Consider the following 15,881-nt stretch of genomic DNA (forward strand, 5'->3'; position numbering starts at 1 on the left):
GCGCCAAGCAACGGCAGGAGTAGAACTCATGAACATCATCCAGCAGCTCGAGCAGGAGCAGATCGCCAAGCTCGGCAAGAACATCCCGGACTTCCAGCCCGGCGATACCGTCATCGTCAACGTGAAGGTGAAGGAAGGCGAGCGCAGCCGCGTGCAGGCCTATGAGGGCGTCTGCATCGCCCGTTCCGGCGGCGGCCTCCAGGAGAGCTTCACGGTCCGCAAGATTTCCTACGGCGAGGGCGTGGAGCGCGTGTTCCCGGTCTACTCGCCGAATGTCGATTCCATCAAAGTCGTGCGCCGCGGCGCCGTCCGTCGCGCCAAGCTGTACTACCTGCGCGATCGCCGTGGTAAGTCGGCCCGTATCGCCGAGCGCGTCGAGAAGAAGACCGAAGCTCCGGCTGCCAAGTAAGGTTTGCCGTTCAACACGATTTTAAGAAAGCGCGGTTTCAAAGCCGCGCTTTTTGTTTATGGAGGCGCGCCTTGCCGCGAGAGCATCGGACGCGGGAAGTGGAATCCACTTTTGGGGCCGATGCTCTCTTGTTGGAAAGAGCGCATCGTTCAGGCGAAAAACCGGGACCACTGTTTCGCACGATGCGCTCATCCGGGGCGAAAGAATTTTATTGCGCATCCCGGGCAATCAGCTATGCGATCCTTTCAAAGCGGTGCGCGTTCGGGACACCTTTTCCTCCCGCTCGAGTGCCGTTAGAAGACGTCCGAAGACCTTTCTCATTGCTGGAAGATTCCCATGGCCAAAGCCCGCACCCTCTACGACAAGATCTGGGACGACCACGTCGTCGATCAGCAGGATGACGGGACGTGCCTTCTCTACATCGACCGCCACCTCGTCCATGAAGTGACAAGCCCGCAGGCCTTCGAGGGCCTGCGCACCGCGGGCCGCAAGGTGCGCCAGCCGCAGAAGACCCTCGCGGTGGTCGACCACAACGTGCCGACCTCCGACCGGTCGCAGGGCATCGAGGATCCCGAATCCGCGACTCAGGTCGCGACGCTCGCCCAGAATGCCGAGGAGTTCGGCGTCGAGTACTATAACGAGCTCGATACCCGTCAGGGCATCGTCCACGTGGTCGGACCGGAGCAGGGCTTCACCCTGCCGGGCATGACCATCGTGTGCGGCGACAGCCATACCTCCACTCACGGAGCCTTCGGGTCGCTCGCCCACGGCATCGGCACGTCGGAAGTCGAGCATGTGCTCGCGACGCAGACGCTGATCCAGAAGAAGGCCAAGAACATGCGCGTGACCGTGGACGGGCAGCTGCCCTCCGGCGTCACGGCGAAAGACATCATCCTGGCCATCATCGGCGAGATCGGCACGGCGGGCGGCACCGGCCACGTGATCGAATTTGCCGGCGAGGCGATCCGCTCGCTGTCGATGGAAGGCCGTATGACGGTCTGCAACATGACCATCGAGGGCGGCGCCCGCGCGGGCCTGGTCGCGCCGGATGAGAAGACCTATGCCTATCTGAAGGATCGCCCCAAGGCCCCGAAGGGGAAGGCCTGGGAGGCCGCCGTGCGCTACTGGGATTCCCTGCGCACGGACGAGGGCGCGTTCTTCGACGCCGAAATCAGGCTCGACGCCGCCAATCTCCCGCCCATCGTCACTTGGGGCACGTCTCCTGAGGACGTGATCTCGGTCGCCGGCGTCGTGCCGAACCCGGACGACATCCAGGACGAGAACAAGCGTCTCTCCAAATGGCGGGCGCTGGAATATATGGGCCTCACCCCGGGCAAGAAGATCACCGATATCGAGCTCGACCGCGTGTTCATCGGCTCCTGCACCAACGGCCGCATCGAGGACCTGCGCGCCGTCGCGAAGGTGGTCGAGGGCAAGAAGGTGCACGAGCGCGTCAACGCCATGATCGTGCCGGGCTCCGGCATCGTGAAGATGCAGGCGGAGGCCGAAGGCCTCGACAGGATCTTCAAGGCCGCGGGCTTCGACTGGCGCGAGCCCGGCTGCTCCATGTGTCTGGCCATGAACGCGGACCGCCTCGCCCCCGGCGAGCGCTGTGCGTCCACCTCGAACCGCAACTTCGAAGGCCGCCAGGGCTTCAAGGGCCGCACCCATCTCGTCTCACCCGCCATGGCGGCGGCTGCGGCGATCGCGGGCCGGTTCGTGGATATCCGCACCTTCGGCCGACCGATTTCTTGAGACCGATAAAAAGGCGGCGGGTCTGAAGACCCGCCGCCTTTTTCATGCCAATGCGCTCCCCTAGGAAGGGAGCATCGGATTCAATCCCAAAAGTGCAAATCCACTTCCCGCGTCCGATGCTCTAAGGACCCGGGTTTGCTCGGCTTGGCCGATCAGTCCACGTAGGCCCGGCGGCCCGCGACGACGCGGCGGCAGACCTCGACCGGACGGCGCACCACCACGCCGCCGGGGCGCACGCGCTCACGCATTTCCGTGCGGCACACGGTGCGGGACCGGACAGGACGCACCACGCGGCGCTCGACGACCCGCTCGCGATAGACCGGACGATGATGCCGCTCCTGCACCACGCGAACGCCCGCCGGACCTACATGCACGCCCACGCCCTGAGCCGATGCCGCACCGGCGCCGAGAACCGTCAGCCCGGCCACGGCCAGGATACCAAGAATCTTACCCATTGTTGCCTCGTTTCGAGTTACCTATTCCGAGAGCATCAACGGCCAAGCCCGCAAGACGTTCCGTTGAGCGGGGCCGAAGCCGGGCTTATGGTTTCGGGAAACTTGCGTCGGAAAGGACATCGATCATGAACGATGAGGAGCGCCAACGCGAAGCCCGGGAGGCCCTGGAGCGCGTGCGCCGCGACACGGAAGCCGTCGGCTCCTCGGCGCTCGCCCGCATGAGCCGGCAGGCACAGGAGCATTTCGGCGCCCGCGATGCCGTCGGGGCCGGCGAGGACGGCGGCACGGACCCCATCGAGCTCTGGGGCCGGCGGATCGGGCGCGCCCTGTCCCTGGTCGGCGTCGTTATCCTGGGCTTGTGGCTCCTGATCCAGCTTGGCATGCTCTGAACCCATGACAGACTGGGCCTCTCTCCACGCTCCCTCCCTCGCGACCTTCGAGACGCTCGCCGAAGCGGCCTATGCGCGCCTGCCGGAAGAGTTCCGGGCGCTGTGCGAGGGCGTCGTGATCCGTGTCGAGGATTTCCCGGACGACGAGACCCTCACCGAGATGGAGTGCGAGACGCCCTTCGATCTCCTGGGCCTCTTTCGCGGCATCGGCCTTGCGCAGGGTGGCGCCACGATGCAGACTGGCCAGTTTCCCAACATGGTCTGGCTCTACCGCCGCCCGATCCTCGATTACTGGGCCGAGCACGAAGAAAGCCTCGGCCATCTCGTCACCCATGTGCTGGTGCACGAGATCGGCCATCATTTCGGCCTCTCGGACGAGGACATGGAGGCCATCGAAGCGGCGGCTTCATGAACTTGAATTTCAAGGGGCTTCCTTCTGCAAGTATTGCCAGAGCACAAGAAGCGGCAGCGCCAGGGCAAGCGCGGCAACAGCCGTTAGAAGAATAACGTACGACTGAGAGGCCAGGAGGGAGATGCACCCTCCCGCCAGGCCGAGCGCAAGGAGCCAGAGGGCGAGCATGGCCATCCCGATCAGCCGGATGGCGACCTCCTCCAGAAGGCCGGACAGGATTTTACGAAGACGCCGTCTCATTGCAATAACGTTGCCTAAGCGCGTCTTCGGATCAAGCGCGGAATGAAGAGGTTTGGCACGACGGTCTGCTGCTCGTATCAGATCGTTGCGCCAGACGTCGTCCCGCCGACAAATTCTTGCCTGGCGCGACCATCGCGAGGCTAGTCCTGTCGCGAAGCCTTTGCTAAGAGGCAATCCACAAAGCTCTTTGCCGCTTGAAGGAAGGTTCGTCCATGGAAAAGTTCACCGTGCTGGAAAGCGTCGCGGCGCCGCTGCGGATCATCAATATCGACACCGATATGATCATCCCCAAGCAGTACCTGAAGACCATCAAGCGCACGGGGCTTGGAACCGGCCTCTTCTCCGAGATGCGCTATCGCGAGGACGGATCCGAGAACCCGGATTTCGTGCTGAACCAGCCCGCCTACAGGAATGCCCAGATCCTGATCGCCGGCGACAATTTCGGCTGCGGCTCGTCGCGCGAGCATGCCCCCTGGGCGCTGCTCGATTTCGGCATCCGCTGCGTGATCTCCACGAGCTTCGCCGACATCTTCTACAACAACTGCTTCCAGAACGGCATTCTGCCGATCAAGGTCTCGCCGGAAGATCTCGAGAAGCTCTTCGACGACGCCAGCCGCGGCGCCAACGCCACGCTCACGGTCGATCTCGAAGCCCAGGAGATCCGCGGCCCGGACGGCGGCAAGATCACCTTCGACATCGATGCGTTCAAGAAGCACTGCATGCTCAACGGCCTCGACGGCATCGGCCTGACCCTCGAAAAGGCCTCGACCATCGACAGCTTCGAGGAGAAGCTCTCGGAACGCGCCTGGGCCTGAGCGTTCCGCATTCCGTCTTTTCATTCCAGGCTTCACGCCTCTTGTCATGGCCGGGCTCGTCCCGGCCATCCACGTCTTGGAAGCCCTGCGCCAAAAGCCTACAGCATCGGACGGGACATCGAACCCACATCCGATGCTGTCAGTTTCTGTTTTGGAGCATCTTTTCACGCAAAACCGGGTCCCACTTTTGCGCTCGATGCTTTGGATACCCGGCCCAAAGGCCGGGCATGACGGGGAGCGCAGGCCCGTTACCATAAGTTTAACCAAATTGCCTGCAAGGTCGCGGGCATGAAACGCATCCTTCTCCCCGCGATCTTCGGCGTGCTGTCGCTGGCCGCCGCTTCATCGGCCTCCGCTCAAGGAGATTTCCGTTCGTGCCTGTCGTCCCTGCGCGCCCAGGCGGCCGCCAAGGGCATTTCGGGGCAGGCCTTCGACGCCGCGACCCGCGGCATCCAGCCTGATCTGTCGATCCTCGACCTGATGAGCAACCAGCCGGAGTTCAAGACCCCGATCTGGGATTACCTCTCCGCCCTCGTGGATGACGAGCGCGTGCAGGACGGAAAGGCCGCCATGCGGCAATGGGGACAGGCCTTGGCCTCCGCCGAGGCGCGCTTCGGCGTCGACCGCTATGCGATCGCGGGCGTGTGGGGCGTGGAATCCAATTTCGGCAAGGATATCGGCGGGCGGCCCCTCGTGCAGTCGCTCTCGACACTCGTCTGCTACGCGCCACGCCGCAACGACTATTTCAAGGGCGAGCTGATGGCGACCCTCAAGATCGTGCAGGACGGGGACATGGACCCGGCGTCCCTGCGCGGCTCCTGGGCCGGGGCCTTCGGCCATACGCAGTTCATGCCGTCCACCTTCCAGCGTCTCGCCGTCGACGGCGATGGCGACGGGCGGCGCGACATCATGGCCTCCGTGCCGGACGCGGTTCACTCCACCGCCAACTTCCTGAAAAAAGCCGGCTGGGTGAACGGCATGCCCTGGGGCTACGAGGTGCGCCTGCCGCGGTCCTTCGACGCCAAGCACGCCGGCCGCAAGAACAAGCGCCCGGTCTCGTCCTGGGCCTCGATGGGCGTGACCCGCATCGACGGGCGGCCGCTTTCGGGCAGTTACCAGGCCGGCATCATCATTCCGGCGGGCATCGACGGCCCGGCCTTCCTCGTCACCAAGAACTTCGACGCGGTCTATTCCTACAACGCGGCCGAATCCTACGGCCTCGCCATCGCCCTGTTGGGTGATCGGATGAAGGGCCTGCCCGGCATCCAGGCCGCTTGGCCGACGGACGACCCGCCGCTCTCCCGCGCCCAGCGCCGCGAGCTGCAGAGCCTGCTCGCCGCCCGCGGCTACGATATCGGGGATGTGGACGGCAAGATCGGCTCCAAGACCCGCGAGGCCATCAAGGACGTGGAGCGCCGGATCGGCCTCGAACCGCGCGGCCGTCCCGGCGGCAAGGTGCTGGAAGCGCTGAGGGGATAGAGACCATGTCGGGGAGTGGGCTGCTTCTGTTCGTCCCGGCGTGCTTTGCACTCAACATGGCGTTCGGGCCTAACAACCTGCTCTCCCTGACCTACGGTCTGCGGGAAGGGGTCCGCACCGCCGTGATGGCATCCTCCGGCCGCCTCGTCGCCTTCGCGCTCATGATCGCCCTGACGGCGCTCGGGGTCGGAGCCGTGCTGGCCGCCTCCGAAACGGCGTTCTCGTTCCTCAAATGGCTGGGTGCCGCCTATCTGATCTGGCTCGGCGTCAAGATCCTCAGGGGAAACGCCGCCATCGATGCGCCGGCGGCCTTTGTTCGCCGGCCCCTGAAGGCCCTTGCCCTGCAGGAATTCTGGACCGCCATCGGCAACCCCAAGGCGATCCTCATCTTCACCGCCTTCCTGCCGCAATTCATCGAGCCCGGCGCCTATTGGCTCAGTTTTGCGATCGTGGGCGCGATCTTCCTCGTGCTCGAAGTGGTCGCGGTCTTCGTCTATTCCGTGCTCGGCCACCGGCTCAACCGGCTCTCCCGCAACGGACGGGTGTTCGGCTGGCTGAACCGTCTGTCCGGCATCACCATGATCGGCTTCGGGATCGCGCTCCTGTTTACCAGGAAAGCGTCTTGAGGGGGAAAACCCGTTTCCCGCCGGCCCCGGCGAGGTTGCGTTAAGGAAGGGTTAGGGGTTTAGTGCGCGCATGCTCATCGCGCTCCTGACCGACATCCATGGCAATCGCGAAGCCTTCTCGGCCTGCCTCGCCCATGCCCGTTCGCTCTCGGTCGACCGTTTCATCCTCCTGGGCGATTATGTCGGCTATGGGGCCGATCCGGCCTGGGTCGTCGATACGGTCAGAATGCTCGTGAGCGAAGGCGCCGTCGCGCTCCTCGGCAATCACGACGCCGCCATCGACGGCTCGGACGAGGACATGAACAGCCTGGCCCAGGAATCGATCCGTTGGACGAGGGGCCAGCTCGGCATGGAGCAGCGCGCGTTTCTCGCGGACCTTCCCCTCGTGCACGAGGAGGGAAGCGTCCTCTACGTCCATGCCAACGGCTACGCGCCGCGCAGCTGGAACTACATCACCGACACGCTGGAGGCCGCACGGCATTTCAGCCGGGTGGATGCGCACATCACCTTCTGCGGGCATGTGCATGTACCGATGCTCTACCACATGAGCACGACCGCGAAGGTGGGCTCCTTCGCGCCCGTCGGCGACAACGAGATTCCGCTTCTGGCCACCCGCACGTGGCTGGCCGTGATCGGCGCCGTGGGACAGCCGCGCGACGGCGTCCCGGCCGCGAATTACGCCGTGTTCGACGCAAGCCGCCAGAGTCTGCGCTATTTCCGCGTGCCCTACGACACGGTCACGGCGGCCCGGAAGGTGCGCGAGGCGGGTCTGCCCGAAAGGCTTGCCCAGCGTCTCGAGGAGGGTCGCTGAGCATGCGCCTTCGCCTCGCGCCGGGCATGGTGATCGACGGGTTCACGCTCAAGGAGCATCTGAGCACCGGCGGCATGGCCGAGATCTGGTCGGCGGAGCGGGAGGACGATCCGGCGCTACTGGTCATGAAATTTCCCAGGCTCATCGACAGCGACGATCCCATTCCCATCGTCTGCTTCGAGACCGAGCAGATGATCATGCCGCGCCTGTCGGGCCCGCACGTGCCCCGCTTCGTCGCCGCGGGACCGCTCGATCCCCAGGCCTACGTCGTGATGGAGCGCATCCCGGGGGAGTCCCTGAAGGCGCGCCTCTCCCATGTGCCGCTGCCGTGGCAGGAGGCAGCCCGGATCGGCGCAAAGGTCGCCCGCGCCTTGCACGACCTGCATCTCCAGAAGGTCATCCATCTCGACGTGAAGCCCAGCAACGTCATGTTCCGCGAGACGGGCGAGGCGGTGCTCGTCGATTTCGGCTTCGCGCGGCACGAGCAGCTTCCCGATCTTCTGGCGGAGGAGTTCCGCGAGCCCCTGGGCACCACGCCCTACATGGCGCCCGAGCAGGTGCTGGAGGATCGCGCCGACCCGCGCAGCGACCTCTTCGCGCTGGGCGCGATGCTGTATTTCCTCGTGACCGGCGAGCGCCCCTTCGGCGTGCCGAAGGGCGGCCAGATCCGCCGCCGCCTGTGGCGCGATCCGGTGCCGCCGCGGGCGATCAATCCCGATTGCCCGCCCTGGCTGCAGGAGATCGTCCTGCGCTGCCTGGAGGTGGACCCGAACGACCGCTACGCAACGGCGGCGCAGCTCGCGCTCGACCTCGAACACCCGGATCAGGTCACGCTCACGGAACGCGCCGGGAGGCTGGAACGCAACGGCGGCATGCAGACCTTCCGGCGCTGGCTGAAAGCACGCCGCGCTCAGCCGCTCGAGACCCCCAACATCGCGCGCCAGCTCTCCCAGGCGCCGATCATTCTCGTCGCCATCGATCTCGCGCCGGGCAGCGAGGATCTGAACGAGGCGCAGCGCGTCCTTCTCGGACGCATCCTGTCCATGGAGACCGAGGCGCGGGTGGCCTGTGTGAACGTCCTCAAGCTCTCGCGCCTTGCCGTCGACGTGCTCGAGGACGAGGAGGGGCGCAGCCTGCACGTGCAGCGCCTCATCCAGCTCAAGCACTGGGGCGCGGGCCTCGAGATCCCGAAGGAGCGGATCACCTACAGCGTGCTGGAGGCCGTCGATCCGGCCGACGCTCTCGTCGAGTACGCGCGCCACAACGATGTGGACCACATCGTCATCGGGGCGCGGGCCTCCTCGGCGCTCCGCCGCTATCTCGGCAGCGTCTCGTCCCAGGTGGTGGCGCAAGCGCCCTGCTCGGTGACGGTGGTGCGCACGCCCCGCGACCGGCGGCCGGCGGAAGAGTGAAAGAAGGTGGAACTTCGGCTTCCGGTGCGCTTACGCCTAACGGCCAAGGCGGAAAAGCTTGCCAATCAGGCTGTTCGGCCGTTTAAGAACCCGGCACATCACTTTTTGCACAACAAGGGGCCTCTCCCATGGCAACGCACAAGCTTCTCCTTCTTCCCGGCGACGGCATCGGTCCGGAGGTCATGCGCGAGGTCGAGAAGGTCGTGGGCTGGTTCCGCCAGCGCGGCGTCGGCTTCGAGACCGAGACGGATCTCGTCGGCGGCTCGGCCTATGACGCGCACGGCAAGTCCATCTCCGAGGAGGCCATGGGCCGGGCTCAGGCCGCCGACGCGGTGCTCTTCGGCGCCGTGGGCGGCCCGAAATGGGACGACGTCCCTTATGACGTGCGCCCCGAGGCCGGTCTTCTGCGCCTGCGCAAGGAGCTCGGCCTCTTCGCCAATCTTCGTCCGGCCATCTGCTATCCGGCCCTCGCCGACGCCTCCTCGCTCAAGCGCGAGATCGTGGAAGGGCTCGACATCGTCATCGTGCGCGAGCTCACCGGCGGCGTCTATTTCGGCGAGCCGAAGGAGCTGGTGACCCTTGAGAACGGCCAGCAGCGCGCGGTCGATACGCAGGTCTATACGACCGGAGAGATCGAACGCATCGCCCGCGTCGCCTTCGACCTCGCTCGGAAGCGCCGGAACAAGGTGTCCTCGTCCGAGAAGATGAACGTGATGAAGACCGGGGTGCTCTGGCGCCAGGTGGTGTCGCGCGTCGGCAAGGCGGAATTCGCGGACGTGGAGCTCGAGCACGTGCTCGCCGACAACTGCGCCATGCAGCTGGTGCGCAATCCCAAGCAGTTCGACGTGATCGTCACCGACAACCTCTTCGGCGACATCCTGTCCGACATCGCCGCCATGCTCACGGGATCGCTCGGCATGCTGCCTTCCGCCTCGCTCGGCGCGGAGGATCCGAAGACGGGCAAGCGCAAAGCGCTCTACGAGCCGGTGCACGGCTCGGCTCCCGACATCGCCGGCAAGGGGCTCGCCAATCCGATCGCCATGATCGGCTCCTTCGGCATGGCGCTGCGCTATTCCTTCGGCCTGATCGAGGAGGCGGATCGCCTGGAGAAGGCCATCGCCAACGTGCTGGCCGCCGGCATGCGCACCAAGGACATCGCGGCTCCCGGCATGAATGCGGTCGGCACGCAGGATGTGGGCGACGCCATCGTAAGGGAGCTGGAAGTCCAGTCCTGAGACACGCTGGTCAACGTCAGGAACAGAAAAGCCCCGGGGCCTGCCGGGGCTTTTTGCTGATCTGGATCATCGGATCGATCCGGTCGCCTCCACGTCTGGAACGCCGAATTTCGGGAAGGGATTACGCGCGCCGACGAAGGGCCCACCGAGGGGATCGGGCAGTACGCCTTCGCCGAACCGTTCGCGCTGGCCAATCCAGGGCGGGCTCAACAGGTAGGACAGCATGCCCTGCGTGGCATAGTGGTTGAGGGAGCCCACGGGTACGTCGTTACCGGGGTTCAGGAAGCTGCGGGGCTGAACGCGGAAGACGAGCGGACGCTCTTGGGTCTGCGCTTCCGCCGCGACCGAGACGGCCGCGAGCGACGCGAGCGAGACCAAACCGAGAAGCGCGGAGCGGCGCACCATGTCACAATCTCCAAGGTCGGCGCCAGCATCTGCCGCTGGGCCGCGTGATCGAATCTAAAAGCTGTCAGAACAAGGCAACCTGCCTAAATTGGTTCCTTCGAATCGCGAGGTTCGAAGGTGAGTGAGAGGCAAACCGCATGCAGGAACGGATGAAGGCCCTTGAGCTGTTCGGGAAGGATCGCCTCTCGGTGCTGGGCGAAACGCCCTTCGTGGCCGAGACTCCAGAAGCGCTGCTCGACGATGAAACGACCCCGGTTTTTCGCTTCTTCATCCGCAACAACGGCCTCCTGCCCGAGCCGGTGGAGGATCCGGAGGCATGGCGCCTGATGATCGACGGAGAAGTGGAGTGCCCGCTCGATCTGTCGCTGGCCGAGTTGAAGAGCCGGTTTCCGGCCAGGACATTCCGCATGGTGCTCGAATGCGGCGGCAACGGGCGCTCGTTCTTCGAGCCGCCGGCGGAAGGCAATGCCTGGACGAATGGCGGTGCGGGCTGCGCGGAATGGACGGGTGTTTCCCTGGCCGACGTCCTTCGGGCGGCAGGCCTGAAGAAAACGGCGCGCTTCACCGGCCATTTCGGAGCCGATCCGGACAAGACGGGAAGCCGGGAGCAGCAGGCCATGTCGCGCGGCATGCCGATCGCGAAGGCGCTGGAGGAACATACGCTGCTCGTCTGGGCCATGAACGGCGAGCCCCTGCCTTTCGTTCACGGCGGCCCTCTGCGGCTGATCGTGCCCGGCTGGCCCGGTTCCTTGAGCCAGAAATGGCTGACGCGGATCTGGATCCGCGACCGGGAACATGATGGTCCGGGCATGACGGGTCTCTCCTATCGGGTTCCGGTCCGGCCGCTGCCGCCCGGTTCCGACGGGCGGCACGTGGAGACACGGATTCTCGAATCGATGCCCGTGCGCAGCATCGTCACGGCTCCGGCCCATGGCTCGCGCCTTGCTTCGGGGACGAAGAGCATCGCGGTCCGGGGAGCGGCCTGGGCCGGGGACGATACGGTGGCGTGCGTGGAATGCTCCATCGACGGCGGCGCGACGTGGCTCGCCGCGCAGATGACGCCGCCACGCAACCGCTACGACTGGGTGCGCTGGACCACAACGGTCGCGCTGCCCGGAGACGGCTATTATGAGATCATGGCCCGTGCGACGGATTCACGGGGCCGCGCCCAACCGTTCCGGGCTGTCAACTGGAACCCGAACGGCTATGGCTGCAACATCATGCACCGGGTGGCGATCACGGTCGGGGAGGGGGCCTGACGCCCGCCGAGGACGTCCGGGCTGCGATGGCGCAGGCCTCCGTCCGGTTCCGATCGACGCGCAGGAACAGGGCTTTCAGCGAAGGGCTTCCAGCACCGGAGAGCGCGATGCCGTCGATGAGGCAAGCGAGCTGCGCATCGTCCGGGGCACCCGCCTGCCCGTCGCAGAGCCAGCCCTGGAATCCGAAGCCGGAATCACCATCGGAGAACCGGAGGGCTTGGCATTCCTGTTCCCGAGACCCCACGAGGGTCACGACAGCGGCCTCGACGGGACCGAACTTGGTCGCCACCATCCGGCTTTGCGCAAGACGCGAGACGGCCAGGCCCGCCTGGGCGGCCCGGCGCGCCACGTCGACGAAGAAGCTGCGGGGCGGCTCCGCCGAGCCCTGGACCAGGGTGAGCCTGGCATAAGGGGCATTCCCGAAGCGGCCGAGGATCAGGATATCCTCCCGCGCTCCGCTCGCGTTCTGCCGCGCCTCGATGGTGAGGGCGCCCGTGGCCTTCTCGAGCGCATAGAGAGCCGGCGCCGGCGCAAGTGGCGTCCAGGCGGGAGCGGGCGCAACCAGAACGGACGGGGAAGCGCTTCCACGGGCAGAAACCCGGGCCTCGTCGTTCTTCTGCCGGGCGAAATAGACGAGCCCTGCGATGATGAGGCCCGACATGAGCGTGACGCGAAACCACCGGGTCGGCCTCCTGCGCGCGCGGCGAGCCGGGCGTTCGTCGAAAAACGCCTCGTCCTCGTTCCACGCGGGAGAGCCGGCCCGTGCCATCTCGCTTCAAACACCTGTCGGTTGGATCCGTCCCACCATGTTCTAGCGTGTCAGAGCATGGTCCCGAACGTTTTTGCCCAGCAAGGTAAACGAAAGCTTGTTGCTCGGTCCGACCGCCGGATGTGCCATTCTTGCAGAGAGTGCTTGACGAACACGCGCCTTTGGTGTGTTGCTGGGCGCATCGAGGCCCGGACCGGGCCTGGAGCATTTTTGGGCGAAGCGGATTCCAGTTCGCCGCCGAAAAGTGCGGCAATAGAGAGATCAAGAGCCGATTGCACGCCCGTGAAGGCGGCTCTGGATGGACGAAGGCAAATGGCGCTGCTCACCCTCACGACGAGCAAAACGAAAACCGCCACGACGGCCGTGAAAACGACGGCCGAATAAGCCTCGTCGTCCCCGGTCCTCTCTCCCGTCGGGGCGAGAGGCGACACCCGAAAAGGGTTCATGACAAGTCCCGGGGAGAGCGATAACAGGAGAAGTCCAATGGGTTACAAGATCGCCGTCGTCGGTGCGACCGGCAATGTGGGCCGCGAAATGCTGAGCATTCTGGCCGAGCGGGCTTTCCCGGCCGACGAAGTGGTGGCTCTGGCCTCCCGCCGCAGCCAGGGATCGGAAGTGTCCTACGGCGACAAGACCCTGAAGACGAAGACGCTCGATACTTACGACTTCTCCGACGTCGACCTCTGCCTCATGTCCGCTGGCGGCGAAGTGTCCAAGGAATGGTCGCCGAAGATCGCCGCCCAGGGCGTGGTGGTGATCGATAACTCCTCGGCCTGGCGCTACGATCCGGAGGTGCCGCTGGTGGTGCCGGAGGTGAATGCCGAGGCGCTGCGCGAGATCAAGAAGGGCATTATCGCGAACCCGAACTGCTCGACCGCCCAGCTCGTCGTGGCGTTGAAGCCCCTGCATGACCGCGCCACCATCAAGCGCGTGGTCGTCGCCACCTACCAGTCCGTGTCCGGCGCGGGCAAGGACGGCATGGACGAGCTCGACCGTCAGACCAAGGCGCTCTATTCCCTGCAGGACGTGCAGGAGAAGAAGTTTCCCAAGCGCATCGCCTTCAACCTGATCCCCCACATCGACGTGTTCATGGAGGACGGCTACACGAAGGAAGAGTGGAAGATGGTAGCCGAGACCAAGAAGATTCTCGACCCGAAGATCAAGCTCACCGCCACTTGCGTGCGCGTGCCGGTCTTCATCAGCCATTCGGAAGCGGTCAACGTGGAATTCGAGAAGCCGATCACGGCGGACGAGGCTCGCGAGATCCTGCGCGCCGCGCCCGGCATCATGGTGGTCGATAAGCGCGAGCCCGGCGGCTACATCACGCCCCACGAGGCGGCGGGCGAGGACGCCACCTACATCTCCCGCATCCGCGAGGACATCACCGTCGAGAACGGCCTCGCCTTCTGGTGCGTCTCCGACAACCTGCGCAAGGGCGCGGCGCTCAACGCCGTGCAGATCGCCGAAGCCATGGCCAATCGCGGCCTCTTGAAGGCGAAGAAGCAGGCGGCCTGATCCAAGATGAAAAGGCGGGAGCGGGCCCGGTGCCGCGCCCCCCGTCGTTTTCCGGCCCTGCGGCGCGGGATCCCGCGCCGCCGCTCCTGCCGCTACAGCGTCGGACGTGACATCGAACCCAGATCCGATGCTGTCAGTCTTTGGACTTGAGCATCTTTTCACGCAAACCGGTTCCCACTGCCCGCGTTCGATGCGCTGTTCTATCGTGGGAGCATCATTCTCGTCATGCCCGGCCTTGAGCCGGGCATCCACGTCTTTGTGGCGCAGTCGTTCCCAAGACGTGGATGGCCGGGACTGATCCCCGGATCAAGTCCGGGACGGCCATGACGATGAATGGCTACAGCGTCGGACGTGAAATCGAACCCACGTCCGACGGCTTCAACAGTTTGGTTTCGAGCATCCTTTCCACGCAAAACCGGTCCCCACTTTGGCGTCCGATGCTCTAGTACTACAGCCGGGGTTTGCGCGTTGTCCTAGACACGGAGGTGTCGTGCCATGACGCATGCAAGCGAGGCCCACCGCTGGGCCAACCAGTTGGACGATCTGTGCCTTCGGATTGCTCCCCGCTTCAGCCGGATCGAGCCGCGTTGACGGGCCCGAGCCAATCTGCGGGGATTGCTCGCCCCGCTTGAACGGAAGAACGGCTGGCATCTGGCGGAAGCCGCCGGCGATGTCACCCCCGATGGCGTGCGGGATTTCCTCGCCCGCATGCGCTGGGATGCCGATACGGTCCGCGATGATCTGCGCGCCTACGTGGTCGAGCATCTCGGCGACCCCGAGGCCGTGCTGGTGCTCGACGAGACGGGCTTCTTGAAGAAGGGCGACAAGTCTGTCGGCGTCAAACGCCAATACTCCGGCACCGCAGGCCGCATCGAGAACAGTCAGATCGGGGTATTTCTCGCCTATGCCAGCCGGTATGGCCATGCGCTCATCGATCGGGCGCTGTACCTGCCCAAGACTTGGGCCTTCGATGCGGCGCGCCGCATGCAAGCCGGCGTGCCGGACGAGGTCATGTTCGCCACCAAGCCGAAGCAAGGGCAAGCCATGCTGCAGCGGGCGTTTGCGGCCGGCGTGCCGTGTGCCGGGGTGGTGGGCGACAGCCGCTATGGCGCCGATTCCCAGACGCGGCGCCTGGTCGAGGCGCCTAGTCGAGGCGCATGGGTGTGGCTATGTGCTGGCAGTGACCTCGGCCCAGCGGCTCGGCTTTAAGCACGTCGAGGATTGGCTTGAGGACGTGCCGGCGAGAGGCTGGCCGCGGCTGAGTGCCGGCGATGGCGCCAAAGGGCCGCGGCTGTATGACTGGGCCTATCTGCCCTACGGCCTCCCGCCGACCGGCTGGCAGGCCAGCTTGTTGATCCGGCGCACGAGGGGCCGGCCGCATCAGTTGACGTTCTATCTCACCTGGGCGCCTGTAGGCACGGCGCTGACCACGCTGGTGCGCGTGGCAGGCCAGCGCTGGACGATTGAACCTTGCTTTGAGGAGGCCAAGGGGGAAACCGGGCTTGATCAGTACGAGGTGCGCTCGTGGACGGGCTGGCATCGCCACATCACGTTGTCGATGCTGGCGCATGCGTATATCACCGTCGTGCGGCGGCACGCCATCGGGGGGAGAGGAGCTCGTCGTGCACGCGGCGGGACCGGTACCCTTCACCGTACCGGAAGTGCGACGGCTGCTTTGGCATCTGGTGTGGGAGCAGCTACCGTCGGTTGAGGCTGTCGCGCATTGGTCTGTCTGGCGACGACGGCACCAGCAACGGGCCCGTGACTGCCACTGGAGCAAACGAACCCGACACCGGCGCAAACCCCGGCTGTAGTATTAGGAGCCCCTTTCAGATCTGATGTTGGAATGCCCAGCCCTCGGCTCCGGTATATGATGCGCTATTATATTTCATTGA

At 65.3% G+C, this 15,881-nt stretch carries 16 protein-coding genes and 1 pseudogene; 13 read left to right on the forward strand and 4 right to left on the reverse strand.

Features of this window, described 5'->3' with window-relative positions:
* Positions 1 to 28 precede the first annotated feature (28 nt).
* On the forward strand, positions 29 to 409 hold the full coding sequence (gene rplS, locus AB8841_RS09855; RefSeq protein ID WP_370435680.1) for a 50S ribosomal protein L19: 381 nt from the start codon (positions 29 to 31) through the stop codon (positions 407 to 409).
* 336 nt (positions 410 to 745) lie between these two features.
* A complete protein-coding gene (gene leuC / locus AB8841_RS09860; RefSeq protein ID WP_370435681.1) occupies positions 746 to 2,164 on the forward strand; it encodes a 3-isopropylmalate dehydratase large subunit in 1,419 nt (472 codons plus the stop codon).
* 152 nt (positions 2,165 to 2,316) lie between these two features.
* Here the strand turns inward: leuC and AB8841_RS09865 are convergent, their stop codons facing one another.
* Positions 2,317 to 2,619 carry a hypothetical protein gene (locus AB8841_RS09865; protein ID WP_370435682.1) on the reverse strand — a complete coding sequence of 101 codons (303 nt, stop codon included), beginning with the start codon at positions 2,617 to 2,619 and terminating at the stop codon, positions 2,317 to 2,319.
* Positions 2,620 to 2,744: 125 nt separating this feature from the next.
* Between AB8841_RS09865 and AB8841_RS09870 the strand changes: the two genes are divergently transcribed.
* Positions 2,745 to 3,008, forward strand: a complete 264-nt coding sequence (locus tag AB8841_RS09870) for a hypothetical protein (protein ID WP_370435683.1) — start codon at positions 2,745 to 2,747, stop codon at positions 3,006 to 3,008.
* A gap of 4 nt (positions 3,009 to 3,012) precedes the next feature.
* Positions 3,013 to 3,420: a metallopeptidase family protein gene (locus AB8841_RS09875; RefSeq protein ID WP_370435684.1), complete on the forward strand. Its 408-nt coding sequence runs from the start codon at positions 3,013 to 3,015 to the stop codon at positions 3,418 to 3,420.
* Positions 3,421 to 3,429: 9 nt separating this feature from the next.
* On the opposite strand, the gene AB8841_RS09880 is transcribed toward AB8841_RS09875, so the two are convergent.
* Positions 3,430 to 3,660 carry a hypothetical protein gene (locus AB8841_RS09880; RefSeq protein WP_370435685.1) on the reverse strand — a complete coding sequence of 77 codons (231 nt, stop codon included), beginning with the start codon at positions 3,658 to 3,660 and terminating at the stop codon, positions 3,430 to 3,432.
* A 212-nt stretch (positions 3,661 to 3,872) separates the two neighbouring features.
* On the opposite strand from AB8841_RS09880, the gene leuD reads away from it, so the two are divergent.
* From leuD to leuB, 6 genes are all read left to right on the forward strand, one after another.
* A complete protein-coding gene (gene leuD, locus AB8841_RS09885) occupies positions 3,873 to 4,475 on the forward strand; it encodes a 3-isopropylmalate dehydratase small subunit (RefSeq protein ID WP_370435686.1) in 603 nt (200 codons plus the stop codon).
* A gap of 288 nt (positions 4,476 to 4,763) precedes the next feature.
* Positions 4,764 to 5,954, forward strand: coding sequence for a lytic murein transglycosylase (locus AB8841_RS09890; protein ID WP_370435687.1), 1,191 nt, complete (start codon positions 4,764 to 4,766; stop codon positions 5,952 to 5,954).
* A 5-nt stretch (positions 5,955 to 5,959) separates the two neighbouring features.
* A complete protein-coding gene (locus tag AB8841_RS09895) occupies positions 5,960 to 6,580 on the forward strand; it encodes a LysE family translocator (protein ID WP_370435688.1) in 621 nt (206 codons plus the stop codon).
* Positions 6,581 to 6,650: 70 nt separating this feature from the next.
* Positions 6,651 to 7,391 carry a metallophosphoesterase gene (locus tag AB8841_RS09900; protein WP_370435689.1) on the forward strand — a complete coding sequence of 247 codons (741 nt, stop codon included), beginning with the start codon at positions 6,651 to 6,653 and terminating at the stop codon, positions 7,389 to 7,391.
* Between the two features lie 2 nt (positions 7,392 to 7,393).
* The gene (locus AB8841_RS09905) at positions 7,394 to 8,803 is read left to right on the forward strand and encodes a serine/threonine protein kinase (protein ID WP_370435690.1); all 1,410 of its coding nucleotides are present in this window, start codon (positions 7,394 to 7,396) and stop codon (positions 8,801 to 8,803) included.
* 128 nt (positions 8,804 to 8,931) lie between these two features.
* Complete coding sequence (gene leuB / locus AB8841_RS09910; protein ID WP_370435691.1) at positions 8,932 to 10,038, forward strand: 3-isopropylmalate dehydrogenase; 1,107 nt, start codon at positions 8,932 to 8,934, stop codon at positions 10,036 to 10,038.
* A gap of 66 nt (positions 10,039 to 10,104) precedes the next feature.
* On the opposite strand, the gene AB8841_RS09915 is transcribed toward leuB, so the two are convergent.
* The gene (locus AB8841_RS09915) at positions 10,105 to 10,443 is read right to left on the reverse strand and encodes a hypothetical protein (protein ID WP_370435692.1); all 339 of its coding nucleotides are present in this window, start codon (positions 10,441 to 10,443) and stop codon (positions 10,105 to 10,107) included.
* Positions 10,444 to 10,580: 137 nt separating this feature from the next.
* On the opposite strand from AB8841_RS09915, the gene AB8841_RS09920 reads away from it, so the two are divergent.
* Positions 10,581 to 11,702: a sulfite oxidase gene (locus tag AB8841_RS09920; RefSeq protein ID WP_370435693.1), complete on the forward strand. Its 1,122-nt coding sequence runs from the start codon at positions 10,581 to 10,583 to the stop codon at positions 11,700 to 11,702.
* Here AB8841_RS09920 and AB8841_RS09925 read toward each other — a convergent pair.
* A complete protein-coding gene (locus AB8841_RS09925) occupies positions 11,680 to 12,471 on the reverse strand; it encodes a hypothetical protein (RefSeq protein WP_370435694.1) in 792 nt (263 codons plus the stop codon). The genes AB8841_RS09920 and AB8841_RS09925 overlap by 23 nt on opposite strands.
* Positions 12,472 to 12,954: 483 nt before the next feature.
* On the opposite strand from AB8841_RS09925, the gene AB8841_RS09930 reads away from it, so the two are divergent.
* Together AB8841_RS09930 and AB8841_RS09935 are read left to right on the forward strand one after the other, a co-directional pair.
* The gene (locus AB8841_RS09930) at positions 12,955 to 13,986 is read left to right on the forward strand and encodes an aspartate-semialdehyde dehydrogenase (RefSeq protein WP_370435695.1); all 1,032 of its coding nucleotides are present in this window, start codon (positions 12,955 to 12,957) and stop codon (positions 13,984 to 13,986) included.
* A 495-nt stretch (positions 13,987 to 14,481) separates the two neighbouring features.
* A pseudogene (locus AB8841_RS09935) lies at positions 14,482 to 15,697 on the forward strand (IS701 family transposase).
* Positions 15,698 to 15,881 lie beyond the last annotated feature (184 nt).

Origin of the sequence: Microvirga sp. TS319 (assembly GCF_041276405.1) — a bacterium.
In the GTDB taxonomy this organism is placed as follows: domain Bacteria; phylum Pseudomonadota; class Alphaproteobacteria; order Rhizobiales; family Beijerinckiaceae; genus Microvirga.